The sequence below is a fragment of the Candidatus Bathyarchaeota archaeon genome, assembly GCA_023131225.1.
Classification (GTDB): domain Archaea; phylum Thermoproteota; class Bathyarchaeia; order Bathyarchaeales; family SOJC01; genus JAGLZW01.
This window is the reverse complement of record JAGLZW010000001.1, coordinates 43568-68009: the sequence shown is the minus strand read 5'-3', so window position 1 is coordinate 68009 and position 24442 is coordinate 43568. Positions and strand designations below refer to the sequence as shown.

The following is a 24442-nucleotide window of genomic DNA, read 5'->3' as shown; positions in this document are numbered from 1 at the left end:
ATTTTAGAAGAAAAACTTCGCAGGTTCTTGGAAGAAGACGTAGGGCAAGGTGACATAACAACTCATCTCACAATTTCGAAGAATACAATTGTTGAAGCTGAAGTTGTTGTGAAAGAAGGCGGCTTAGTGGCCGGGATAGAAGAGGCATTGGTCTTATGTGAAAGTCTCAATCTACAGGCGAAAGCCTTAGTGTCTGACGGGGTTCAAGTTAAACCTAAAATCGTCATACTGCGCATAGTCGGGGATGCCAAAACTCTTCTTTCCGCAGAGCGGACTCTCCTTAACATACTTTCCAGAATGAGTGGAATAGCAACCACGACAAACCGTTTGATAGGCAAAGTCAAAGCAGCAGGCTACAAGACCCGTGTGGCTTGCACAAGAAAAGTAGCGCCTGGGCTTGGTTATTTTGACAAAAAAGCTGTTTTCCTCGGCGGTGGTGACACACACCGGTTGCATCTTGACGACTTGGTTTTGATAAAAGACAATCACATAAAAATCGTTGGCAATGTGGGAGATGCCGTGAGAAAAGCCTGTGAAACTGTTTCTTTTTCTAAGAAAGTGGAGGTTGAAGTAGCATCTGTTGAGGATGCTTTGGAAGCAGCTGAAGCGGGTGCTGATATAATTATGCTGGACAACTTTCCTCCTGTAAAAGTAAAGAAAACTGTGTCCATCTTAACGAAGGAAGGAATTAGAAGCAAGGTGTTGCTTGAGGCAAGTGGTGGAATAACTGAGAAGAATATTCTTGAGTATGCGGCAGCAGGCGTTGACATTCTAAGCATTGGCGAAACTACTCACAGCGTAAAGGCGTTAGACATAAGCCTTGAAGTTGTCAATGTTAGAAAAGATAAAAAAATGACCACCCATTCAGAGCGTGCATAATTCTAAATATTAATATAAGAAAAATGTAGAGATAAATCGTAATTGACACTTTGGATGCGATATGTTGTCAGGAATTCTGCAGGAAATAAGAGGTAGATGAATGTGCTTAAAGAGACGTTAGGAACAATTGTTGATAGAATAAAAAAACATCGCTCTTTTTATGAGCAAAATGAGATGGCAGTAAGAGACCAAATAATAAATCCAATCCTAAAAAGTTTGGGATGGAACCCTGAAAACCCAGAAGAAGTGCAGCCAAATATATTCACTCAAGAGGGCGTTCCAGATTACACGCTTATAAAAAATGGCAAAAAGGTCCTGTTCATTGAAGCCAAGAAGTTATCTGTTGATGTCGAGCAAAAAGAGGTCATTCGACAATTGGCGAATTATTGTTTTGGAGAGGGAATGAAATATGGCGTTCTAACCAATGGAGGTATTTGGATACTTTTTAGAGCCTTTAAAGAAGGCACCACAATGGCAGAGAGAATAGTTTGGAAAACAGATATAGAAAGCGATGAATTAACAGCAACCACCAGGAGACTTGACACTGTCTCTAAGGAAAACGTTGGAAATATTGAGAATCTTATAAAGAAACTCCAGATATTAGATGAGATTTGGCAATCTTTTGTGGAAGAGCCAGAAGAAATGATTAGAGATCTTATTCCAGTTTTCGATAAGCTCATTAATGAAGGATATGCCGACTACAAATTCGAATCTTCAGGAATTGAGGATTTTCTAAAAGAAAGAATTAGAGAATTAATTATTCCTATGGAAGAATCAAGAGTTGTTCCATTTGAACCTCAATTATGGGGTGGAACTCATCCGAGAAAAATAAGAATCGGTACTGATACCTTTGAGATCAAAAAGTCATACGAGATCTTGATAAACACCGCAGAATGGCTTATTAGGAAAGGGAAGTTGAAGAAAAGCGATTGTCCTGTGGCGATTGGACATAAGAGACATCTAATCAACACAGAATCCAAGCACAGATATGGAGATAGTTTCAGGGCACCAAAGAGACTATCTAATGGAACATATATTGAAACTCATAATAGCACTGCGGGCTGTATTAATAATGCTAGAAGACTACTTGAAAAGTTTGGCTATAGAGAAGACATATTACACGTACAGTAAATCTTTGGTGCACGCCGGGCAGTTTGACATATTCAATAGAATATTCTTTGAATAGAAAAACAAAAAGAATGAGCTTCTAAGCTTTAGCCAGTATTACATGTTTATTATAATCCATTCAACTATAGCCGAAAGTAACAGAATCGAAGCGCAGACTGTGACGAGTATACAAGTTCTCACGGCTTCTTTCTTGCCACGATGTCGCAACATTTGCAAAAACCAAATGACACTTTGAGCCATGGCAATAGAATAGACACCGAACTCAAGCCAAAAAACAGGTACTAAGAAAAATAACAGGAAAGTCAGAATCGGCGGGATTCCCTCAGCGATGCCGAATATGGCTATTATCGTGCCTGTGTTGAAGAGAACAAAGCTCCCCCAAACTGGTCCGATGATGGGAACAAACATGATAAGGGTGTGAATTAAGTTGTTTCCAAAAATAAAGCGGGGGTCGTTGAACCGGCCAAATTCTTCTTCGATTTTATCCACCTCCTCTTGTGCTTCTGGCACACTAATTTTGAGAACAAGCACTCCGGCAGCTGTAACAATCAAAGCAACAACAAAGAAGATTACAGTAATCACGATTCTCGTTTGCATGTTAAACCTTACAGTTTGAAGCTTTTCCATAACTTCAATCATTTAACTATCTCACTTTAGGAACTATTCTTAACGCTCGAAATCCTCTAGCACACGGATTTAACATTTCCACTATTCGGATTTTTCCCAACACTTCCCCGTTATCTTCAGCGTACCCCGCAATATCGTGTTCAGCAGCTATAAGCGACTGCAACGTAACTCTGTTATGCATAGCCCTCGCACAGCATTTAGAGGGCAAACCCAAAATCTGTTCTCTACTTTCTTTCAAAGCTTTTTCACAAGCGTAAAGAACTGCGTGAGCTCCAGTAGTTAACTCTGCGATTCTCACTGGAACGCTCTCTTTTCCAATAGCTAATACATCTATGCCATAAACTCGTTTAATGTCGGTTGCTAATTTTCTTATTTTCGGCAGAATCTTTAATACGCTACTGCGAGCTTTTCCTCTAAGCTGAATTGGTGAAATCTCTTCCACTAATAATCCCCCTATAGACATATCCAAGTGGACCACGTCGGCTCTAACCTCTTTTAGTAACAATCGACAAAGCTCAAGTTCGTGAATTATTAAGCCATGCCCATTTTTTGCTGGAGCGAAAATCGGCTCAGCCAAGAATTGATTAGCTTCTCTGTAGGGTGGTTCAACGAGAACAGCAGCCGCGGCAACAATTTTCAATGGCTCAAAGCGAGTGTCCAGTAGGGCTGCACCCGAATCTGCTGCAACAATCTTCAACTCGCTTTCACCCAACCTTACATAGTAATGTACACATTTAACCCTTAACACAAACGCGAATAATTAAAAGAATTTGAGGGCTGGGCACCTACTCTTTTTTCAAGCCCATTCCAAGAACAAAAATCTCGGCGCTCTTCTTTCGACTTGCCTTAGGCTTCATTATTTCAACCCTGGCAAAATGCTGTCTAACTTCTTCAACAAAATCTTGAAACATGCCACCCTGAAACACTTTCACGAAAAAATTTCCATCAGCTTTGAGAAGTCTTAAAGCAAGAGCCAAAGATTCGCGAGCCAAATCTATTTGTCGAGCATGATCAACCTCCCAGACTCCGGAAACATTTGGTGAAACATCAGAAATAACACCATCTGCCAATGAGGGTAAAGCTCTCCCAATCAGCTTCTGCGTTTCAGAGTCTGTTATGTCGCCGATGATTGTTTGAACATTAGCTGCTTCAAAGGGTTTAATCCTTTTCAAGTCAACCCCTAGAACAAAACCCTCTTTTCCAACAATTTTCCGAGCCGCCTGCAACCAGCCACCAGGTGCAGCGCCTAAATCGACAACAACGTCACCTTTTTCTAAAAAACGGTATTTGCTTATTGCTTGCAGAAGTTTGTAGGTTGCTCGAGAACGGTATTTTTCTTCTTTGGCCTTTCTGTAATAATAATCTCGTTTTCGTTCTCTCACCCATGCTTTAGGCAAACTCAGCTGTCACCTTGCAAGCCACCATCTTCTCGAACTAAGTTGGCAAGCCATTCAGTAAGCTTCTCGCAATCATTTGGGGAGATAGCTCCGTAGGCACCGCATCGAATGCTTTCATGACAGCTTAAGCATGGACAATCAATTATAGAATTTATTGACGCTGGCTTTCTTTTAGGATATAATCTGTAAGTCCATCGACCTTGAAAAAGTTCACGCTCACGTCGTATAAGCCCTTTGTTTTCCAGTTTGATGGCTATTCGAGAGCCTTCTCTGCTGCTGGCGTCCAGTTGGCGCCACAAATCAGATTGAAGTACGCCCTCGTCACTAGTGTTGGCGATGAATTGTAGAGCCTTATGCTCCATGTCACTGCGTTTCGGCATTTCTTGGTTTCCTCAAAGCTTTCACATAAAATAGCGTTGTCTAAGAATAAAAAGATGTATATAAAAACTCAAATTCCGCCACTTTAAATTAAACCGAGAAGTGTTTAATTCTAAGATTGTATATTGGCTGTTTGGAGGTTGGAATAGGTGAAAAGGCGTAATTCAACGCAGAAATTTTGTCTTGGTATAGAAGCAACTGCAGACGATTTCAGCGTTGGAATACTGAACTTCGAGGGAAGCATTCTAGCAAACGTGATTGATGCTTTCATGCCTGAAACGGGCGGCATCCATCCGCGGGAGGCCGCGAGGCATCACGCAAAAGTCGCTGGAGAAGTCATTTCTACAGCTTTTCAAAAAGCTAACATAAGGCCGAAGGACATTGCCATCGTTGCTTTTTCGCAAGGTCCTGGTCTAGGACCATGTCTTCGCACAGGTGCAACTGCCGCTCGAGCTTTGGCATCTTATCTTAACGTTCCGTTGGTGGGTGTTAACCATTGCGTGGCTCACATTGAGATCGGCAAACTTGTAACCGACGCTCTAGATCCTGTTACGTTGTACGTTTCTGGAGGAAACACGATAGTTTCAGCGTTTGACGCTGGTCGTTATCGCGTTTTTGGTGAGACTTTGGACATTGCTGTAGGCAACTGCTTGGATGTTTTTGCGAGGGAGGCCGGACTGCGTCAACATGAGGGAATGCCATTGGGCGCTATGGTAGAGAAGCTTGCACGTGGGGGAAAAAGGCTGGTTGACTTACCTTATAGTGTTAAGGGCATGGATTTATCTTTCAGTGGGCTTCTTACAGCCGCGGTTCGGCTTCTTAAGAGTGGAGAATGGAGACTTGAAGACTTGTGTTATAGTTTGCAGGAAGTGGCGTTCTCTATGCTTACTGAGGTTACTGAGCGTGCTTTAGCACATACTGAGAAACGGGAGGTTCTTTTAACTGGGGGAGTGGGTGCAAACAAGCGGTTGCAGGCCATGTTAAATGCCATAGCTGATGAGCATGACAGTCGTTTTTGCGTAGTTCCAAAACGATTAGCCTTGGATAACGGCGCTATGATTGCTTGGACGGGTATTCTTGCGTACAAGCACGGCTTAACTACGCCTATTGAAAGGAGTTTTGTCCGATTGAAATGGAGACTTGAGGATGTAGAAGCGTCATGGGTTGAAGGATAGTATGCTGGTCAAGAAAGGGGCGGAGGCGAGTCTTTTTCTCGAGGATTGGCAAGGGCGGAGAGTGATTATGAAGCGACGGCTTCCAAAAAAATATAGGCTTCCTGAAATAGACGAAAAAATCCGCGCTTACCGAACCGTTCACGAATCTCAGCTTCTTCATTATGCGAAAAAGGCGGGAGTTCTAACTCCTACAATTTTTATGGTAGATCTAGCTGATTCGAATATTATCATGGAGTTCGTTGAAGGAAAACAGGTGAAACAGATTTTAGACGATCTTTCTTCTAAAGAGCGTCAAAGCTTAAGCAGGCACATTGGCGAACTTATTGGTCGTCTTCACTGCAACAGTATTATTCATGGCGACCTTACAACTTCTAACATGATATTAACTCCCTGTGGAAAAGTGGTTTTTGTTGATTTTGGGCTTGGAGAAAAAACTATTGAGCTGGAATTAAGGGGCGTTGATCTTCATCTTATGAAGCGCACATTTCAAAGTACCCATTTTCGTTATGCTGAAGAATGTTTCAACGCCGTTTTAGAAGGCTACGCTAAAGTGGTTGGGGTTGAAGTGGCGAAAAAAGTATTATTGAAGATAGGTGAGATTGAAAGGCGAGGGCGATATATTTCTGAAAGGAGGAAAGTAGAAGATGATTAAAAGTATTTGGGGCATAACTCTCTCCGTATTCAATCTTAAGGAGGCTGTTGTTTTTTACGAAAAAACTTTGGGGCTTAACAAGAAGTATAAATATTCTTCTTACGCTGGCTTTCAATGTGGCGGAGTGGAAATCGGGCTTAGACCCGGCAGAAAGGAAAAAGGACGTATAGAAGATGCGCCATCCGTTGAGTTCTTTGTGGATGATGTTGACGCAGTATATGGAGCACTTAAGAAGAAAGGTGTAGATTTTGTCAAAGAACCTCACGATGAGCCTTGGGGAGGCAGAGAGGCGAGCTTTCTTGATCCCGACGGAAACCTATTGGAGATTGTGCAAATTAACTGGAAGAAATACTTTAAAGTAAGCATGAAAGGCACTAAAACTACGTGAGTTCTATGACTGATTTTATAAAAGGCAGAGCGGCATTCCTTGTAACAAGCAACATTCACAAGTTTAATGAAGCTCGTCGAGTCCTAAGCGACTACAAGATAGCAACGGCAATGCTGAAAAAAATTGGTGCAGTTGAAATTCAGGATGATAACATAGAAAATGTTGCGAAAGCAAGCGCTGTAGACGCAGTTAAGAAATGCAACCTACCTATCATGGTAGAAGACGCAGGCTTATTCATTGAAGCGCTAAAAAATTTTCCAGGTCCTTACTCTTCGTATGTTTACCGAACAATCAGCAACGATGGGATTCTCAGACTGATGGGAAATATAACTGACAGAGACGCATATTTCAAATCAGTCGTCGCCTTCATAAGCCCCTCCTTGGATGAAGCATCATGCTTCCACGGTAAGGTTGAAGGGAAAATCGTTAAAGAAAAATGTGGCAGCCAAGGGTTCGGCTTTGACCCCATTTTCAAACCCTTGAATTCCTCAAAAACTTTTGCCGGAATGACTATAGAGGAAAAAAATCAGCATTCACATCGAGCCAAAGCCTTTCGCAAATTCGCTGAATGGTATACAGCAAGTTTTTAGGCTTGAGAAGTTTTAAATATCTGCAATGTGTCCTAAAAAGGGCTTTCGGAGGTAAGATAGTTGCCGAAGCAAGAAAAAGGAAGATCACATTCAATACGTCCTGTAAGTAAACGACCCCCTTCATGGTGTAGATACGAGTCTGAAGAAGTGGAAGCGATAGTCATAAAATTGGCGAGAGAGGGGCATTCTCCCAGCAGAATAGGTACCATACTGCGAGATCAACATGGTATCCCACTGACAAAACCAATAACAGGAAAAAGCATCACAGGCATCCTAGCAGAAGCGGACATGGCGTTGTCTATCCCTGAAGACCTTGAAATGCTATTAAAGAAGACTTCACGGCTCTCCACTCACCTTGAGAAGAACAAAATGGATTTGGCTAATAAACGAGCGTTGCAGGTTGTTGAGGCTAAGATTTACAAATTGTCCAAATACTACAAACGTAAAGGCGTTCTACCATCTGACTGGAAATATGCACCTAGGGCTGCTTCTATCGTTTAAGTAAGTTTTGGGGTGAAAATGGCGATAGGAGAAGACGCCATAAAGGCTTTCACAAGCGATGCTTCTAAGGCTGCAAAACTTATTTCTAAATGCGTCGAAGAAGACGGGTTTATTCACGTTGTTTCCCATTTAGATGCTGATGGTTTAGCGGCAGCAGGCGTTATCGGGAAAGCGTTGTCGAGGCTGGGCGCCAATTTTCGTGTCAGAATTCAACAGTGGGTAGACGAGAAAATTGTGGCAGACATAACTTCTGACAAGCCTGCGCTTACTATCCTGACAGATTTAGGTAGTGGCTACCTGAACGTTTTAAGTGAGCATCTTTCCAATCATCGAATAGTTATCCTAGATCACCATCAACCGATTGGTGACTCCATCGCAAAAATATTTCAAGTGAACCCTCACCTTCATGGAATTGACGGCTCTAAAGACATTAGCGGTGCAGGTGTTGCTTATTTCGTGGCTAGTGCGCTAGATGACGCGAATAGGGATTTGGCCGCCATAGCGGTGGTGGGTGCGTTGGGCGACATACAAGACAAGTATAAACAAAGGGCTTTAGGAGGGTTAAATGAGAAAATTGTAGCCGACGCTGTAGCCGTTGGATGTTTAAAAGTTGAGAAGGACCTCATGTTTTTCGGTAGAGAAACACGCCCCATACACAAGGCCCTAGCCTACACAACAAACCCTTTTCTCCCAGGCATCAGCGGAGAAGAAGATAAAAGCCTTGCCTTTCTCGTCAGCCTCGGCATAAAGCCAAAACATGGAGACAAGTGGCGAGCGTTAAGAGACCTTTCTAAAGAGGAGAAACAGCGGCTATGCTCCGCGCTTTCAGACCATCTGATTTCCAAAGGCTTTCCGAGCAACGTGTTGAATTTAGTAGGGTCAGTGTATACACTTGTGCATGAAGAACCGTGGACCCCCCTCAGAGACGCTCGAGAATTCTCAGTTTTGTTGAATGGGACGGGTCGCATGGAAAAAGCTGGCTTAGGCGTTGCTATATGCATGGGAGACCGAGGCTCTGCTTTGGAACAAGCTGAAACAGTTTTGGGAGACTATAGGCGGACTATTACTAAGTATTTGAGCTGGTTGATGGAAGAGCCTGGGCGCATTGACGAGTTGGAGAGTATATATGTGGTTCGTGGTGGAGACTTTATAAACGAGAAGGTAATCGGCACTCTTTCTTCTATTCTTTCAACTAGTTTGCCAAAGATGGAGAAGCCTATTATCGCTTATGCCATTGCTGATGATGAGGTGGTGAAGGTTTCGGCTAGAACTTTGGATGTGCTCACGAATAAAGGGTTAGACTTGGGTGAGATCATGCGTCTGGCTGCAGAAAAGTTTGGGGGTAGCGGCGGCGGGCACGATATTGCTGCGGGGGCTCAGGTTCCAATAAAGGATGTAGATGCTTTCGTTGAGTTGGTGGACGAGCTGGTTAAGAAATGGTTGGAGCAAATTGAAGCTGGAAGCTAAGCTTTCTTTTGTTTATGAGACTGAACAAGAGGCGAAGGCGGTTGTCAAAGCGGTTTCGCCCGACAATGTTGAAGTGCCTTTAGGCTTGAGCATCGAGATGATAAGGAATGATTGCCGTTTGTTGGCTGTAGTGTGTTGCGAGAAACCGTTGGGAACTTTCATAGCAACTTTAGACGATTTGTTGGCTTGCATATCGGTGGCAGAAAAAACCTTTGAGGTTGTGAAGGCGTCGAAGCTATAGTTTAGGCACCAAATCTAGCTGGCTGGCTTGGTGTTGTCCACGATTTTAAGTGTCTGTTTGTCGTAAGACTCTACAGTGACATCGATTTCAAATGAGCATAGTGTTGTGTCCAACATGAAGCTCTCGCTTCCAAAAATTCTTTTCCCATTTTCGATTGGCTCGTGCCAACTAAAAGTTTGGTTCGTAGCCAACTTCACTCTGAGAACGTCCTTTCCTTCGCCGTCAACGTCGAATCCGAAAAGGACACTGTTGTTTAGGGAGATGAATTCACCTCTAGTTATACTCAGAACTCTTTGAGGTTTAGATGACAGTTGCCTTATTTTTCCAAACTCGCCGCTGAGTTCTCCCACAATTATCAGAGAAGTAGCAACGCCAATCAATATCAGAAAGATGCCTAGCTGCTTAGAGAATTTCATCAAACTATAAGGCCTCGCTTATCCTCTAACACTTTGATTGTATTAACATTTAGTTAGAAAACACATCAAGCATATGCCGTTCAGCAAGTGTGTAATTTTGCAATTCGCACTGAAGCTAAGAATCCCACGCACGAAATTCTACGCCTACAATTTCACATTATGCTTTCAGATCTAAGGCTTGCAGGAAGCCTTATCATGTAAGCAAGTAAGATATTGAGACCATAGCCTTAGATTTTCGATTTTCTGTGTTGTCTCCAGGAAATGCATGTAAAAAAGTTATTTAGTTGCGAAAAGTAGCTACATAAAGCTAAATAGCTAAATTCATTGTAGGGACGTTGGATAGCCTTGCTGGATATTAAACTAATTCGTGAACACCCGGAAATTGTAAGGCAAAATTTGAAGAAGCGGCACGACGCTGAGAAGCTCCAAATGTTAGAGGACTTGATCAAACATGACCGCGAGTGGCGTCACCTCTTAACTAAGGCTAATGAGCTGAGGCATGAAAGGCGAAAAATCACGAATGAGATAGCTTCTTTGAAAAAGGTTGGAAGACCGGTCGAGAAACAAATCGAGCGAGGTCGCAAGCTGGACAACGAAATTGTCGCTTTAGAGCAGCAAGGGGAGAGATGCAAACAGAATGCCGACCACATTCTAATGAGGCTACCCAACATTTTGCACGAATCAGTACCTATTGGAAAAAACGACAATGACAACGTAGAGGTTAAAGTGTGGGCTAGACCTCCAAAATTTGACTTCAAACCAAAAAACCATTTAGAAATTGCAAAAGGTTTAGGGTTGATCGATGACGAAAGAGGCGCCAAAGTTGCTGGTCATGGCTTTTTCTATCTCAAAGGCGATTTAGTTTTGCTAGACTTAGCTCTGCAACGATTTGCCATCGATTTCATGCTTAAGGAAGGATATCAGCTTATTGAGCCTCCCTTTATGCTAAGGCGGAAACCATACGAAGGGGTAACCGACTTGGCGGATTTTCAGAATGTTATGTATAAGGTTGAAAACGAAGATTTGTACATGATTGCTACGGCTGAGCATCCTCTAGCGGCCATGTTTATGGATGAAGTTTTGCTTAAGGATGACTTGCCAATTAAGTTGGTTGGTGTGAGCTCCTGTTTTAGAAAGGAGGTGGGCACTCACGGTAAATATACTAAAGGATTGTTTAGGATGCACCAGTTCAACAAGGTTGAACAGTTTATTTTCTGTCTCCCAAAGAACTCGTGGAGTTTCCACGAAGAATTGCAGAAGAACGCTGAAGAGCTGTATCAGGCGTTGGGGCTGCATTACAAGGTAGTGAACGCTTGCACCGGTGACCTTGGGATTTTGGCGGCTAAAAAATATGATATTAATGTTTGGATGGCTGATGGCGTTTACAGAGAAATCGGTTCCAATTCGAATTGCACAGACTATCAAGCAAGACGTTTAAACATTCGCTATCGAGAGAAGGAAGGACAAACGCCTAAAGGTTATGTTCACACAATAAACAATACCGCTATAGCCACAAGCAGAACAATGCTAGCAGTCTTAGAACAATGCCAACAAAAAGACAGGTCAGTTCTTATTCCTAAGGTCTTAACTAAATACATGAATGGCCTAGAAAAGCTGGAACCACACTAAATCTTTCAATATTGCATTAAAATGTTAACTAAATCAGTAATTATACGGTCGCAACTCATAATTCTCTAGTTTTTCTGCTTCAAAAACGCAGTAGCCATTATCATATTTCGACCAACTGTTACAGGAACAACTGGAAAAGCGGGTAGTTCGCCGAGGCCATTGAGCAACTTTCCTTCAGTTTTCATCGTTTCTCATCATCTCCAATATGTCCGGATATGTTCTCTTGCTTGAACACAGCTTTTGCATGCACCTACCTAGTATGGTTCATTTAGTAAAACTTTTAATAGAAGGATGCTGAATTTTCCAGACGCAACGAAGGTTAAAAATGTGTCTAAACGTGGAAAGCGTGTCCGTGACAAATGGCGCAGCAAATCTTGGTATACAATCATAGCGCCAAATTACTTCGGTAATGTTGAACTGGGCGCTATACCAGCAGATGACCCGAAAAAACTTATCGGCAGAGTCGTCGACGCTACGCTTTACGATATCACTAACGACTTTGCTCACCAATACCTCAAGATGTCTTTTCAAATCACCGAAGTAGATGGTAAAGTAGCTAAAACGATGTTTAAAGGACATGAATACAGTCGAGACTATCTGCGCAGTTTGGTTCGACGTAGGACCACCCGTATTGATGTCGTTCTTAATGTTACGGCGAAGGATGGTTTTAGGCTGCGAGTTGCGGTGTGCGCATTTACTTTGAATCGTGTGAAAACATCTCAAGAAGTAGCTATGAGAAGCTTTATGAGGCAGATTGTAAGCGAGAAAGCTGCCACCCTTGCATTTGACCAGTTTGTACAAGAAGTGGTGTTGGGCAAGATAGCCTCAGATGTCTACAATGAAGCTAAAAAGGTTGCACCTATACGTCACATAGGTATAAGGAAATCCAAACTTACATTTCGACCAACTGAAATAGCTGTTGCAGCAGCATAATCAAGCTTTTATCCATGATATGGGGAATGTAGTGAGCCATAACCATCGAACAAATCAAAGGAAACGAGTTGCTCAAGAAGCTGCGGGAATGCTTTATATGGGGCAAGAAAAGGAGTATAAGCAGGCTAAGCTGCGTGCTGCTAAAATTTTAGGTGTTCATGTTCTTCCGAATAATGCTGAAGTGGCAATAGAACTTGACCGAATCGCCGAGGAAAGAGAAGGAAAAACAAGGCAGGAAAGACTCGTCCAAATGAGACGTGAAGCTCTCCAAATAATGCGAGTTCTCAGAAATTTTGGTCCAGTCTTGGTTGGAAGTGTGTGGCGAGGGACTGCTCACCGCAACAGCGACATCGATATTGCTGCTTATGCAAAAAATCCGCAAGAAATTGTTTCAACGCTTCAGAAAAACAACTATCCAATAAAGAGGACCGAAATCCAAACGGTTACAAAAAAGGGGAAAAAGGGGCAGTCCTTCCACATTTATGTGGATTTTCCGTCGAATAACCATGCAGAAATCGTAGTCCGTAGCCCAGAAGACATTAGTTACCAAGTTAGGTGTGAAATTTACGGAGACATAGTTACAGGTTCAACCATAAAACAACTGCAGAGGGTCCTAGAGGAAAATCCTAAACAAAAATTTCTTCCAACATAAGAACTTGGCGCGTGCGATATTCGCTCCCGCTTAGAAAATATAAGAAACAGGCAGCACAGCATGTCAGAGGGAGTATGCAGATTTTCAAACAGAATTGCTTCCTTCTTTCGTCTTTAAATCCATATAGAAGTGCAATTGCTTTGAACCTAGGCTAAAGTCGTGTTCCACATAGCCACACGGCATAAAACCACAGACGAGATAGAATTTGATGGCGTAGTTCATGAAAGTTCCAGTGTCTGTACGAAGCACATGAAAACCCTGTGATTTCGCGTACTCTTTAGCCTTTTCGATCATCTTCTTGCCCACACCTCTTCTTTGATAGTTTCGATCGATGATTATGGAATCTACCATTAACGCAAAAGTCCTCCTACCTAGTGAAATGTAGCCGATGACTTGGTCCTTCGAGGTTGCAACGAAGATTTTACCCAAACCTGGCGAAGTGTTTTTCTTGATATTCAATAGTTCAGTTTCAAGGAAGGGTTCGCCGAAATTTTTCGCTTTTAGTATCAGTTTCTTAACTTGGGAAAGGTCGATGGGCGCATACTCTCTAATGGTCACTTCCGCCTTTCTCAATTTAACCATTTTGGTTTTCCCTTGACATACTCAGTTAAGAATTTCGCAAAGTCTTGATTATGTGAATATGTTGTAAGGATTTCTTCATTAACCAAAATTTTCAGGTTCTTCGCAACAGCTTGGGAAACAAGTTTCGCTACGCCAGCGTTTCTCCCTCCACCTTTCAACTTAGCCTCTAGCAATTTGATAACACTCGTATGCTTCCGAACTATTTCCACTACCCATCGTCCCTCTTCGATTCTAGGTCCAGACAATGTCCGTGGAGAACCAGTGTGTTTTCTAAGAAATTTCTCACATTCATTCCTCTTCTCTAAAGGCGGCCCAAGATGCTTCTTCAAAGGTGGCAGAAAACGATGCTCTACTTGCAGAAGAAATATGTTTAGGTTTTTTTCATCACTCCATACAGCGTCACGGACAATGCGGAAGTCGTGCTGTCTAACAAGTTTTCGAAGCGATCTTTGGGATTTGTAAAGCTGCCCCCAAAGAATGTCAGAGACCGCTTTCACTTTTCCGAACTGTATAAAGATTAGGCTTGAGCCATGCTTTCTCACTGCTTGTAGTAGCTCTTCGGAGCTGAGAGGCTTTGTTTTTGAAGGATAAAATAACTGTGTACTTGGCTTATCTAGCAGGACTCTTGATGCCGCAACAAATTCATCCAATCGCTCTTGTCTCACTGCCGATGCTGCGTTTCTTTCCTTATCAACCGGATCAACTATAACTAAAGGTTCTTCAAAGATTAAGTGCAATTCATCGGCCGGCCTATCATAATAACCCTCTAGGTCGATGAACGTTCGAGCCTTCCAACTGCTTGCAACCTTTAAAACTTGAAGAAAGGACCCGTAGAAGAGCACAAGGAGCTCACAAAGATATCCACTGAAGCCGCCTACTTTAATTTCAGCACCATAAACACCAATGCCTTTCATGAATCGTTTCAAAAGGCGAATTTCGCTGCAAATTCTCTCATTTAGCAAAGGTTTCACGTAGTCAGTATGAAAAGGCGTGCGGTCGGTTGCGCTTTTCCATTCTCCTTTTTTTACTCGATAACAAGGGACAATATTCACTCGAGTTCCGTCTATGACAGCCTCTAAGTATGGATGTTCTGCGAAGCGTTCAATTTGTTCAGCGCCTGCTGTCGCCTTTCGTGCAATATCTAAACATGTAGTGCCAAAAGCTTCTCGCGGCACAGTTGAGGGGACACGCATGAAAATGTCGATGTCTGGCGATTCTCTTAGCCATGTGTTTTTTGCAATCGACCCTTCAACACGTACTTCCACATCTAACTCTGCTTTCAGTGCAACTCCTTCTACTTTTCGTGTAAGCTTTTTCGCCAATGCAAGAACGCGTTTTTTCTTTTCGAAGGTAGGCGTGGTATTTTCCAAGATTTTTTGAAGTATTCTTTCAAGCTTTGAAACCATTATAAACGCCTTAGCTCTCCCGGCAAACTTCTTTCAAGATAGAGTATATGGGGCCTTCAGGTGTCAAGACGCTTTTCTTAAGCTTCAGGCAATCTGCTTTTAAAACTCCGAACTCGTAATTCGTTAACTCATTTATGCAACGAATAAGCTCTGCTTTATTAAGACCTGTTTTTACCCTAGCGATTGTGATGTGGGGGCTGAATCCTTTCGAGTCCGGCTTGAATCCTAGTTTTCGAAGACGTGACTCCAACTGGTTAAAAACGTCTTTAAGGTTCTCAGAGCCTTTTTGGATGCCTACCCAGACAACGCGCGGATATTTGAGCTTGGGAAAGGCGCCTACTCCTCGAATCTCCACATCGAAGGAGGTAAATGGCACTTGTTCCATTTCTTTGTGAATCCTGTCAACCATGTTTGGCTGTATGCTTCCTAAGAAACGCATCGTGATGTGAATGTTTTCCAGCTTGACAAGTTTCAAAGCGGCACCAGTTCTTACAAGCTTCTCTTGGGTCTCGGATAGCCGTTTCAGAACTTCTTCATTATCGATGTCAAAAGCTATGAAGCTGCGGATGGGTTCTTGCATCTTGAATCCTTCTTTCATAGTTTCAGTGTACACCATTTATAAGAACTTTTAACCTAAAAGCTAAGATTGTAGGTTGTATAGGTATTGAAGAGGAAGATCGTTGTCGGAGTTGCAGGGATGCCTGGTGCAGGAAAAGCAACGGTGGTTGAAGTTGCTAAGAAAATGGGTTGCGGCGTTGTTGTTATGGGTGATGAAGTAAGAGAAGAAACAGAACTCCGAGGTTTAGAGCCGACGCCTGAAAACGTGGGTAAAGTTATGCTGACGATGCGTCAAGAAGGCGGCCCTGCAGTGGTGGCGAAACGGTGTGTCCCAAAAATTGGGGAAGTGAAGGATAAAGTTGTTATTGTTGACGGGATTCGCAGTCTCTATGAGGCAGACGAGTTCCAAAAGTACTTTGTGAAATTCAAGCTCTTAGCTATTCACTCCTCGCCCGAAACACGGTTCAAAAGGCTCTTTAAACGTAAACGAAGCGATGACCCAGCCAGTTGGGAAACATTTCTGGAGCGGGATTGGCGAGAACTCCGCGTTGGGCTTGGCAGCGTTATCGCTTCTGCAGATGTGATGATAGTGAATGAAGGAAAAAAAGCCGCGCTCGAGAAAGAAGTGCTCAAGTTTTTGGAGAAAGTGACGAAAAATGGACAAAGTAAACGTGCATGTAGAAGTCGAGGTTAACCCTACTGAAGATGCGGATAAAGTCAGGCAAGCCGCAGAAAACATGTTTGGCACTTTGGAACTTGAAGAGAAACCTCTGCGCAGAGGTAGCTTACTCGTAGCTCGAGTTAAAGATGTAGAAATCCTGTCAAAGTTTGGCAATCTTCTGCGAAGAGAACGCATCAGAGATGCGGCACGAGGTGTACTGTTTCACGGCTTAAAGGGAAACACTATCACGTTTTATTTGAACAAGCAAGTCGCCTACGCAGGCCACGTTTCCTTCTGCGAACCAGTTGCAGAAAGCCCCCTTGGGCCAATAAAAGTCAAAATAAAAAGTGATCATTCATTGAAACTTATCGATTGGCTTGCACCCAGAACCGTGTAAGACGGAAAGATATAAACTTCAATCACGCGTTTCTACTATTCTCTTTCAAATGAGTGAACTAACAATGAGGACTATTGTCTCATGCGGTGGCGGAGCCATGGACATAGTGACCGTTCAGGGTTTTCAGTCAAGCCTTGAAGTATCGGAAGTAATGGCGAAAAGAGAAGTAAAAATCTTGAGAACAAGCCAAACTCTTAATGCTATCTAGCGGTGGATAGTGAACTGCTATGACCAAGATTAAAATCGGGTTGTCTATGCTACATTGTTTAGGTGAGCCTTTTTCTAGCCTTTGTCAAAGGCTGCAAGAGGTAACAGTGAACTATGTAGAGCTGATTGATGATGGTTGGCACAGACTCGACCAAGGGCGAGTGAAAAAGCTTAAGGAAATTGGTGAGTCACAAGGCTTGACATACACGTTGCATGCGCCCTTCGCAAGTATAAACATCGCTGCACCAGCAGAAGATTTGCGCAATTTTATTCTTAAACGACTTGAGAAATCTATGGTTTTTGCACGACAACTCGAATGCCGTCTAATGGTGTTTCATTCAGGGTTGCGGACGGGGATAAGTGGCTTTTATCCAGGTGTGGACTGGAAAACAAACATTGAATCGGTGCAGAATCTACTGAAGCTGTCCAGAATGCATGGGATAAAGATTGTAGTTGAAAACGTTCCAGCACAATATGGTTTCTTGGTGGCAAATGTTGAGCAGTTTTCCCATTTTTTCAATGATCTCGGCGAAGACTTAGATTTAGTCTTAGACGTGGGGCACTCTAACATCAACGGTCAAACTCACGCTTTAATAGAAGCTTTTGGCAAGAAGATTGTTCACATCCACGCACATGACAACGAAGGAAAACAAGACGTACACCTAGGAGTCGGCTATGGCACTGTAAATTGGCAACAATTCGCAGAAGGCATTAAAAAAGCAGGTTTCAAGGGAATTGTAATGGTAGAATCCTACTGCAACATAAAGGAAAGCATAGCAACGCTGCAAAAACTGCTCACTTAACATCAAGCAGCGGCAGATCGATTTTCATAAAATCTTCAGCCACATCAACATTCACAAAGGCTTTCCTAGCTTGATTCAACAGCAAATTGGGCGTCTTATAACGTGCACTGATATGCGTCAGAATCAACCGCTTCACCTTAGCTTTTTTTGCAGTTTTCGCGGCTTGGCGCGGTGTAGAATGCCCGTCCTCCGTGGCTCTTTCTGCAAGTTCATCATCGAAAGTGCAGTCGTGGATCAGTAGATCAGCGTTTTTAGCCAACTTCCCTAGAGACTTTGTAGATCTGCTGTCCCCAGTATAGACGATTTTCCTTCCTGGTCTCGGTGGACCAACCACTTCTTCGGGCTCAACAACTCTTTCGTTTGGCAGCTTTATGGCTGACCCGTGCTGAAGTTTTGACCACAACACCCCTTCAGGGACTCCTAACGCTTTAGTTTTTTCAGGATAGAATTTGCCTGGGCGTGGCTTTTCAACAAAGCTGTAAGCGAATGCAGGAGCCGCGTGGTCTGCCCATGCAGCATATATTTCGTATTCTCTCTCTTCGCAGACAAGCCCTCCATGTTTAATTTCGGTTATTTGAAGAGGAAACGTAAGAGTGAACTGCACAGTTTTTTCGATGGCTTCAATAAAATCTTCCAAGCCTGTTGGCCCGTAGATTTCAAGTTTCCTTGTGCGGTCTAGCAGTGACATTGTCTGGATTAGCCCGGGTAAGCCAAGCATATGGTCACCGTGCATGTGAGTTATAAATACCTTCATTTTCTTGTTAAAGCCTAAACCTGCCTTCACCATTTGACGTTGAACGCCTTCGCCACAATCGAAGAGAATTAGCTCGCCTTTTCTCCGTATTGCAATGGCTGGTAACGATCTAGTAGGCGTAGGCACGCTGCCTGCTGTCCCAAGAAAAATGACTTGTAAGCTCATCTACGCATTCTCCAACACAGCTATTTCTCTTGTGAGACTTCGATGTACATAAACAAAGTGGGACTGAACATGTCTAAGACCTAACGTTTCAGCTATCTCGCCTATGTGAACCGTTTTAGGAGCGGCTATGCATATGCGTTTTCGTTTCGCTATTCTGTTACTGGACATTGCTAGAAAATCCTGAATAATTTGCCCTGTTGTGTATCCCATTGTGGATGCGGAGCGACCATATGGCGGGTCTGTAACAATGCAGTCCACCTTCATTAACGGTAAATGCTTAGCATCTGCAAGCACCAAACCCTCACAGTCTACGTTGAAAAACCTCAGATTCCGCAAGCTCCCTCGAACCATGCGCTTCTTAGCATCAAAGCCCAACACCCGATAGCCTAGCAAACCAGCCTCTATGAGAAAGCTGCCAGTACCGCAGAAAGGGTCAAGAACCAAATCACCTCTATTAGGCTTGGCCAAATTAACCATACATCTCGCCAACTTCGCAGGCATGGCTGACGGATGAAAAAAGGGACGTTTTCGCGGTCGCCTCTGCATGAAAGGAGTGGGCGATATTTCTGCAAGTTTCAATCCAAAAAGAAAGGTGTCATCAGTTATCGTTCCGAAGAAAGTTTTCTGTGGCTGTTTAAGGTTGACTTTTGCTCCTTTAGCCTTGTTCAAAATCAGTTCGCCAAGCTTCCGTTCTAAATTCATACCAACCAAATTTCGCGCTGCCTCACCTACCCGCCGAACACGCACAACAAAACTCTCACCCGAGGTGAGAAGGTTTTCCAACATGACTGACTGCATGGCCTTCACGATTTCGGTGAAAGAAGCTTTACAACAGAACAGTTCCTGACAGCAAACTCGGGTCAATGCGGCTCGTCCTTCAACCGCTTTGACTGCATCAATAACCGCGTCCAGCCGCAGAATCTGTGGTAGCGTTTGCACCTCTTCATAAACGATGCCTTCGGTCTCCAGAATTGCTTTCAGTTCCGCGAACGGAAGCGTTTCATGTTCACCCGAGAGAAGAAAGAAGAGCGAAGGCACTAAGGTTTAGGCTCCTTGGTTGATGAGAGCCTTTGCGATTATTGGTGCCACAGAGACGACGCTTACAGGGCTTGGAACACTGTCGGTGCCTACAACTCCGTCTGCTCCACTCTTTATTATTCTCTCCCTAGCATCAGCCATCAAGAGAGGGTGAACACAGGCGGCGTACACCTTTGCTGCTCCTTGGCTTTTGGCGTGAGCAACTGCTTTTATCATTGTTCCGCCGCTGCTTATGATGTCGTCGAAGAAAATTGCGACTTTGTTTTCAATATTAAGCGTCTTCTCTTCGATGCTGACTTTTCCAGTGTGCCGGTCTCTTCGGGTTGGAATGTAGTCGTATGTGCCTTTGAGTATATTTGCGGCTTCCTTTGCTGTCGCCACGCCTTTCTTGCCCATCGACAGCGAAACTGCACCTTCGAAGCTCTTGTCTCCGAAATACTTCGCCAGCAAGGTGATGGCTGATAGGTCTTTTATGGGAATGTTGAGCCCTTCTAAAGCTATGGGGTTGTGAGCGTTTATAGTGATTATCTGAGTGACTCCACACGCTTTAAGTATATCAATAACGGTCTTGACGCTGAAAGCTTCACCAGGAAGGAAGATTTTATCTTGGCGGTCGTATGCGAAGTAGGGAACTACCGCTGTAATTCTTTGAACACCTTGGTTTTTTGCGGCAGACGCCAACAAGAATAGCTGCATCATTCTTTCGTCTTGAGGTGGACTTGTAGTTTGAACGACTATAACATGTTCGTCTTGTACGTCGCCTTCAATGCGTATGTAGCTTTCGCCGTCTGGAAATTTCTTGAAAAAGACAGGAACTAACCTAGTTTTCAACTCTGCTGCAAGACGTTTCGCTAGATCTTGGCTTGCCGGACCAGGCAGAATTATCATGGCTTAGTCTTCCGGTATTGCTCAAGGATTTCTTTAGCTCTGTCCATGCGTATTTTGCGTTCCTTCACCATTTGGTCGGTGACAACGTCAATGAGTTCGTCGGTGACGCCGGCTGCGATTGCTATGTTTCGGGCGTGCAGCCGCATGTGACCACGTTGGATGCCTTCATGTACTAGAGCGCGGAGAGCACCTAGATTTTGAGCCAAGCCTACTGTGGTTATAACTTCGGCGAGTTCGTTAGCTGATTTTACGCCTAGGATTTTGAGTGCGATTTTGGCGATGGGGTGTGTGAGTATGGCACCTCCTATGGTACCGACCGCCATAGGCATTTCAAGTGAGCCCACCAAGTCTCCGTTTTGGTTTTTTTCCCATGAAGATAAAGTTGTGTAGTGGCCTGTACGGGCAGCGTAAGCATGGGCGCCTGCTTCTATGGCGCGGTGATCGTTGCATGTCGCGATGACCACAGCGATTGCGCCGTTGAGAATGCCTTTGTTATGTGTTGCTGCGCGGAAAGGATCTGAGGCTGCGAAGTGGTATGCTTGTACTATGCCTTGCACAACTTCTTCTCCACCCACCGCTTCTTTAGGAATAGTCACGTATGCTCTAGCTAAACGCTTTGTGGCAAGGTTACTGATGATGCGGAGGTAGACACGTCCGCCCGTTATCCTTTCTATCATGGGAGCTACGGCCTCTGCCATGGTGTTAACTGCGTTGGCGCCCATAGCATCTCGACAGTCAACATAAAGTTCGGTTATGAGCATCGGGCCGGATGGAGTGTGGATGATTTTTGCATCTAAATCCTTAGCACCGCCGCCTAGAGAAACGAGGACTGGATCTTGTTCGTTAGCTTTCTTGAGAATGTCTTCTTTGTAGCCGTAGACTGCCATTCGAGCACGATATGGATCTTTTATATCCACTGCTTGAATTTGACCTATCATAATGGGTGATGTGCTAGTGGTATAGAAGCCTCCGCCTTCGCGCGCCATCTTTGCGGCGTAGCTTGCCGCTGCTACGACGGAGGGTTCTTCGATAGCCATGGGGATTAGATAGTCTCGCTTGTTGATGAGGAAGTTGACAGCTATGCCTAGAGGAACTGGGAAAGCACCGACGACGTTTTCTATCATGCGGTCAGCAAGTTCGAGGGATAGAGAACCTGTGTTCGTGAGCAAACTTGTTTCATCATCTGTTAGGTTGGCGAATTCTTTAACGATTCGAAGCCTCTCTTTTACTGGTAACTTGTAGAAACCTGCAAATGCGGAAATCTTACTCATTGTTTAGCACTTCAAAGCTACCTAACGGTTGCATAGACATAAGAATTTAACTCCAATAAAAGAAACTTTGAGCTGAAGGAAAAACGTATACTCTAAACAGTTGGAACCTATATCGCGGGCGGGAACCATTTTCTATTGAATCGAAGATTTCACATAATGCAGATTTTTTGGCAGAGCAGCATGGAGAAAATATCATAGGCCTTCAGAAGGCCAAACATGCTTTGTCTATTAGGCTCCTATTTGAAACCAAGCAAGAGTCAGAGAAATATAGGAGTCATTTGCGCATCCCCGCATTCATATTTGCAACACACAGTAGAGAGTCCAGTTTAAACGCCGTGGACCACTTACCCTAGAAGGGAAACATCAAAATTCCTCTGCAAAAAAGGGTTGTTACGCTTCTCTCTCTCAATAGTAGATGTTGGTCCATGACCAGGATAGACAACGAGTCTCTCCGGCAAAACCGCCAGCTTCTCTCGTAATGACCGTATAATCTCCTCGCCTGAACCTCCAGACAAATCCACACGACCAATAGAACCCGCAAACAACGTATCACCAGTAAAAACACAATCCTCTCCGACAAGCGAAATGCTTCCCGGACTATGTCCGGGTGTATGCAAAACCCGCAAAACAGTCCTCCCAAATCTAACCACATCACCGTCCTCTAAGAAATCGTCAGCAATAGGTGATAAAACGTGAAAGTCAAACAATGAATCCAAATCTTTCCCTGTCTTGCCCAACATACTCGCATCTAACTTGTGAATTAAAATGGATGCGTCGGTTGCACTTTTGACAACACCGTTACCACATGTATGATCAGGATGCCCGTGCGTATTAACAATAAACTTAACCTTCAACTCGTTCTCTTTCAAAATATGGAAAACCTTTCCAGCCTCGCTTTGACGATCAAACCCTGGGTCTATCACTATCGCCTCTCTAGTCTTGTCACACCAAATAACATAACAATTTGTGAACAACGAACCCACAGTCAACATCTTTAAATTCATAGGCCTTCCAACAACTGGAAACACAGTTCAACCTTAATAATTTAGCTTTCATGCAAAAAAGATGGCATAGTCAAAATCAGATTCAGACTTTCAACAATTCATAAATGATTAATCTGAACGACTCCGAGCCTTTGCAAGTGAGGAAAGATGGGATAATTAGAAAGATGGTTATCACCGCTCGGTTTGTCCATGAGTCTATTGACGAAAAACTAGAGAGAATTGAGAGATATCTCTAGAAGTTTTCTAAGAAATATCTAGTGATTCTATGATGTGAAAGGGTCAAGAAAGCTGGAGTTGTTGAATTTTAGAGAATCTTAATCTGTGGAAATATTGGAGACACGCAAAATAATATTGAAAGAGCGCCGTTAGACATTCAGCAGGTCAGATTCTGAACTCGAATACCGCTAATAGAAAACCAATACTTAAATCCCATAACCTTCTAATACTCCAAAACTGCATTGAGTAGTCGACATCTATGAGCGAACCACCTACTCCCCCTCCTGAACCACCAACAGAATCCCTTGACACTTCTCAGTTTGACCAAATTCAACCTTTGGTTACTGCAGAATTTGATGTAGAAGAGGCTCTAATCGAGCATGGCATCCCAACATTTTACGTGAATTTACAACCAAACTCAAAACAAGCTTTCATAAGGCTTGTTAGAACCTTGGCCAACGTGAGATATACACCTGTACTAAGAGAGAAAAATGGAAGAAACGTGTTGAAAGTCTCGCCGAAACGGAAGACGAAGCCGAGCCGACCAATAATAAATGTAATACTCTTTTTACTAACTATTGTCACCGTCTCCATTACCGGATACATTCTTTCTCTCGACCTTGTCGAACATGGATTGAATCCCTTGATAGGTGCCGCTAGTTTTGCGTTAGCACTGTTGGGAATATTAGGTGCTCACGAGATGGGCCACAAATTCGCTGCTAACTATCATAAAATGGAGGCAACAATGCCATATTTTATTCCAGGACCCCCTCCAGTGCCTGGGCTATTCTTAGGAATTGGGACCTTTGGCGCGGTTATTGTGCAGAAAGAGACAGCGCCAAATAGAGATTCATTGTTTGACATAGGCGCTAGTGGACCAATTGCCGGATTCATCGTGACAATTTTTGTGGCCGCCATCGGCATTGCCATGTCACCTATAGGAGCCAGCGTCGATCCTTTGCCAGGTGGGGGGCTTCCCATACCGCCGCTATTTATGCTTCTCATGGAAGCTTTAGTGAAAATCGAGCCGATTCCTGGCATGAACTATTATTATATTCTATTGCACCCTGTCGCTTTTGCAGGTTGGATAGGAATGTTCGTCACTTTGCTTAATTTGCTGCCTACTGGAATGCTTGATGGAGGTCACACCTTAAGAAGCATAGCTAACAACGATTCTGTCCGCACCATTTTCACTTTTGCTTCAATTTTGGTGCTTCTGGTCACACGAAATTTTCTAATGTTGATTTTTGTTCTCTTTCTTTCCATGTACAGGCATCCGGGACCTTTAGATGATGTTTCAAAGCTGTCCCTTTCAAGGAAATTAACTGCTGTCCTATTGATTGTAATATTTGCTCTCTGCTTGTTTATTTTCTAGTGGAAAAAGGAAGGAAGTTTATTACACGGGCATAGATGACTTACCACGTCCACATCTTTCCTTT

Annotated in this window: 30 protein-coding genes; 17 read left to right on the top strand and 13 right to left on the bottom strand. The window is 43.5% G+C overall.

Going from position 1 to position 24442, the window contains the following annotated elements:
- Complete coding sequence (gene nadC, locus KAU88_00340) at window positions 1–879, top strand: carboxylating nicotinate-nucleotide diphosphorylase (protein ID MCK4476966.1); 879 nt, start codon at window positions 1–3, stop codon at window positions 877–879.
- Between the two features lie 96 nt (window positions 880–975).
- Window positions 976–2010, top strand: coding sequence for a type I restriction enzyme HsdR N-terminal domain-containing protein (locus KAU88_00335; GenBank protein MCK4476965.1), 1035 nt, complete (start codon window positions 976–978; stop codon window positions 2008–2010).
- Window positions 2011–2103: 93 nt separating this feature from the next.
- On the opposite strand, the gene KAU88_00330 is transcribed toward KAU88_00335, so the two are convergent.
- From KAU88_00330 to KAU88_00315, 4 genes are all read right to left on the bottom strand, one after another.
- Window positions 2104–2646: a hypothetical protein gene (locus KAU88_00330; GenBank protein MCK4476964.1), complete on the bottom strand. Its 543-nt coding sequence runs from the start codon at window positions 2644–2646 to the stop codon at window positions 2104–2106.
- 4 nt (window positions 2647–2650) lie between these two features.
- Entirely contained in the window at window positions 2651–3331 is a 681-nt protein-coding gene (locus KAU88_00325; protein MCK4476963.1) for a DUF4152 family protein, read from the bottom strand.
- Between the two features lie 88 nt (window positions 3332–3419).
- Entirely contained in the window at window positions 3420–4031 is a 612-nt protein-coding gene (locus tag KAU88_00320; protein ID MCK4476962.1) for an RlmE family RNA methyltransferase, read from the bottom strand.
- A gap of 2 nt (window positions 4032–4033) precedes the next feature.
- Window positions 4034–4411, bottom strand: a complete 378-nt coding sequence (locus KAU88_00315) for a transcriptional regulator (protein MCK4476961.1) — start codon at window positions 4409–4411, stop codon at window positions 4034–4036.
- A 267-nt stretch (window positions 4412–4678) separates the two neighbouring features.
- Between KAU88_00315 and kae1 the strand changes: the two genes are divergently transcribed.
- From kae1 to KAU88_00280, 7 genes are read left to right on the top strand one after another with little or no spacing between them, the layout of a single operon-like run.
- On the top strand, window positions 4679–5584 hold the full coding sequence (gene kae1, locus KAU88_00310) for a N(6)-L-threonylcarbamoyladenine synthase Kae1 (GenBank protein MCK4476960.1): 906 nt from the start codon (window positions 4679–4681) through the stop codon (window positions 5582–5584).
- Between the two features lies 1 nt (window position 5585).
- A complete protein-coding gene (locus KAU88_00305; protein ID MCK4476959.1) occupies window positions 5586–6236 on the top strand; it encodes a Kae1-associated serine/threonine protein kinase in 651 nt (216 codons plus the stop codon).
- Window positions 6229–6624 carry a VOC family protein gene (locus tag KAU88_00300; protein MCK4476958.1) on the top strand — a complete coding sequence of 132 codons (396 nt, stop codon included), beginning with the start codon at window positions 6229–6231 and terminating at the stop codon, window positions 6622–6624. Before KAU88_00305 ends, KAU88_00300 begins: the two co-directional genes overlap by 8 nt.
- Before the next feature lie 5 nt (window positions 6625–6629).
- Entirely contained in the window at window positions 6630–7214 is a 585-nt protein-coding gene (locus KAU88_00295) for an XTP/dITP diphosphatase (protein ID MCK4476957.1), read from the top strand.
- Window positions 7215–7274: 60 nt separating this feature from the next.
- A complete protein-coding gene (locus KAU88_00290; GenBank protein ID MCK4476956.1) occupies window positions 7275–7715 on the top strand; it encodes a 30S ribosomal protein S15 in 441 nt (146 codons plus the stop codon).
- 18 nt (window positions 7716–7733) lie between these two features.
- The gene (locus KAU88_00285) at window positions 7734–9182 is read left to right on the top strand and encodes a DHH family phosphoesterase (GenBank protein ID MCK4476955.1); all 1449 of its coding nucleotides are present in this window, start codon (window positions 7734–7736) and stop codon (window positions 9180–9182) included.
- Window positions 9166–9423, top strand: a complete 258-nt coding sequence (locus tag KAU88_00280) for a hypothetical protein (GenBank protein MCK4476954.1) — start codon at window positions 9166–9168, stop codon at window positions 9421–9423. Before KAU88_00285 ends, KAU88_00280 begins: the two co-directional genes overlap by 17 nt.
- A gap of 14 nt (window positions 9424–9437) precedes the next feature.
- Here the strand turns inward: KAU88_00280 and KAU88_00275 are convergent, their stop codons facing one another.
- Window positions 9438–9839, bottom strand: a complete 402-nt coding sequence (locus KAU88_00275) for a hypothetical protein (protein MCK4476953.1) — start codon at window positions 9837–9839, stop codon at window positions 9438–9440.
- A 345-nt stretch (window positions 9840–10184) separates the two neighbouring features.
- Here KAU88_00275 and serS point away from each other — a divergent pair, with 345 nt between their 5' ends.
- From serS to KAU88_00260, 3 genes are all read left to right on the top strand, one after another.
- Window positions 10185–11468 carry a serine--tRNA ligase gene (serS, locus tag KAU88_00270; protein ID MCK4476952.1) on the top strand — a complete coding sequence of 428 codons (1284 nt, stop codon included), beginning with the start codon at window positions 10185–10187 and terminating at the stop codon, window positions 11466–11468.
- A 291-nt stretch (window positions 11469–11759) separates the two neighbouring features.
- The gene (locus tag KAU88_00265) at window positions 11760–12401 is read left to right on the top strand and encodes a 30S ribosomal protein S3ae (GenBank protein MCK4476951.1); all 642 of its coding nucleotides are present in this window, start codon (window positions 11760–11762) and stop codon (window positions 12399–12401) included.
- Window positions 12402–12432: 31 nt separating this feature from the next.
- Window positions 12433–13053: a nucleotidyltransferase domain-containing protein gene (locus KAU88_00260; protein MCK4476950.1), complete on the top strand. Its 621-nt coding sequence runs from the start codon at window positions 12433–12435 to the stop codon at window positions 13051–13053.
- Between the two features lie 84 nt (window positions 13054–13137).
- Here the strand turns inward: KAU88_00260 and KAU88_00255 are convergent, their stop codons facing one another.
- Genes KAU88_00255 through thpR form a run of 3 tightly spaced genes read right to left on the bottom strand, consistent with a single transcriptional unit; the run spans window position 13138 to window position 15639 of the window.
- Window positions 13138–13635, bottom strand: a complete 498-nt coding sequence (locus KAU88_00255) for a GNAT family N-acetyltransferase (GenBank protein MCK4476949.1) — start codon at window positions 13633–13635, stop codon at window positions 13138–13140.
- On the bottom strand, window positions 13623–15041 hold the full coding sequence (cca, locus tag KAU88_00250) for a CCA tRNA nucleotidyltransferase (GenBank protein ID MCK4476948.1): 1419 nt from the start codon (window positions 15039–15041) through the stop codon (window positions 13623–13625). Before cca ends, KAU88_00255 begins: the two co-directional genes overlap by 13 nt.
- Before the next feature lie 10 nt (window positions 15042–15051).
- Window positions 15052–15639 carry an RNA 2',3'-cyclic phosphodiesterase gene (gene thpR, locus KAU88_00245; GenBank protein ID MCK4476947.1) on the bottom strand — a complete coding sequence of 196 codons (588 nt, stop codon included), beginning with the start codon at window positions 15637–15639 and terminating at the stop codon, window positions 15052–15054.
- 78 nt (window positions 15640–15717) lie between these two features.
- Between thpR and fliE the strand changes: the two genes are divergently transcribed.
- The 4 genes from fliE (at window position 15718) to KAU88_00225 (ending at window position 17667) form a co-directional block, all read left to right on the top strand.
- Window positions 15718–16293, top strand: coding sequence for a flagellar hook-basal body complex protein FliE (fliE, locus tag KAU88_00240; protein MCK4476946.1), 576 nt, complete (start codon window positions 15718–15720; stop codon window positions 16291–16293).
- On the top strand, window positions 16256–16657 hold the full coding sequence (locus KAU88_00235) for a hypothetical protein (GenBank protein ID MCK4476945.1): 402 nt from the start codon (window positions 16256–16258) through the stop codon (window positions 16655–16657). The genes fliE and KAU88_00235 overlap by 38 nt, the downstream gene beginning before the upstream one ends.
- 64 nt (window positions 16658–16721) lie before the next feature.
- Window positions 16722–16865 carry a hypothetical protein gene (locus KAU88_00230; GenBank protein ID MCK4476944.1) on the top strand — a complete coding sequence of 48 codons (144 nt, stop codon included), beginning with the start codon at window positions 16722–16724 and terminating at the stop codon, window positions 16863–16865.
- A 19-nt stretch (window positions 16866–16884) separates the two neighbouring features.
- Window positions 16885–17667, top strand: coding sequence for a sugar phosphate isomerase/epimerase (locus KAU88_00225; GenBank protein ID MCK4476943.1), 783 nt, complete (start codon window positions 16885–16887; stop codon window positions 17665–17667).
- Here the strand turns inward: KAU88_00225 and rnz are convergent.
- From rnz to KAU88_00200, 5 genes are all read right to left on the bottom strand, one after another.
- Window positions 17660–18586: a ribonuclease Z gene (gene rnz / locus KAU88_00220; GenBank protein ID MCK4476942.1), complete on the bottom strand. Its 927-nt coding sequence runs from the start codon at window positions 18584–18586 to the stop codon at window positions 17660–17662. The genes KAU88_00225 and rnz overlap by 8 nt on opposite strands.
- A complete protein-coding gene (locus KAU88_00215) occupies window positions 18587–19624 on the bottom strand; it encodes an N-6 DNA methylase (protein ID MCK4476941.1) in 1038 nt (345 codons plus the stop codon). It abuts the gene before it with no gap.
- A 6-nt stretch (window positions 19625–19630) separates the two neighbouring features.
- The gene (gene prs / locus KAU88_00210) at window positions 19631–20512 is read right to left on the bottom strand and encodes a ribose-phosphate diphosphokinase (GenBank protein ID MCK4476940.1); all 882 of its coding nucleotides are present in this window, start codon (window positions 20510–20512) and stop codon (window positions 19631–19633) included.
- Window positions 20509–21783 (bottom strand): hydroxymethylglutaryl-CoA reductase, degradative, encoded by a 1275-nt coding sequence (locus KAU88_00205; GenBank protein MCK4476939.1) that lies wholly within the window; start codon window positions 21781–21783, stop codon window positions 20509–20511. Before KAU88_00205 ends, prs begins: the two co-directional genes overlap by 4 nt.
- Before the next feature lie 344 nt (window positions 21784–22127).
- Window positions 22128–22787 carry an MBL fold metallo-hydrolase gene (locus KAU88_00200; protein MCK4476938.1) on the bottom strand — a complete coding sequence of 220 codons (660 nt, stop codon included), beginning with the start codon at window positions 22785–22787 and terminating at the stop codon, window positions 22128–22130.
- A gap of 475 nt (window positions 22788–23262) precedes the next feature.
- Here KAU88_00200 and KAU88_00195 point away from each other — a divergent pair, with 475 nt between their 5' ends.
- Window positions 23263–24378, top strand: coding sequence for a site-2 protease family protein (locus tag KAU88_00195; protein MCK4476937.1), 1116 nt, complete (start codon window positions 23263–23265; stop codon window positions 24376–24378).
- The last annotated feature ends 64 nt before the right edge of the window (window positions 24379–24442 follow it).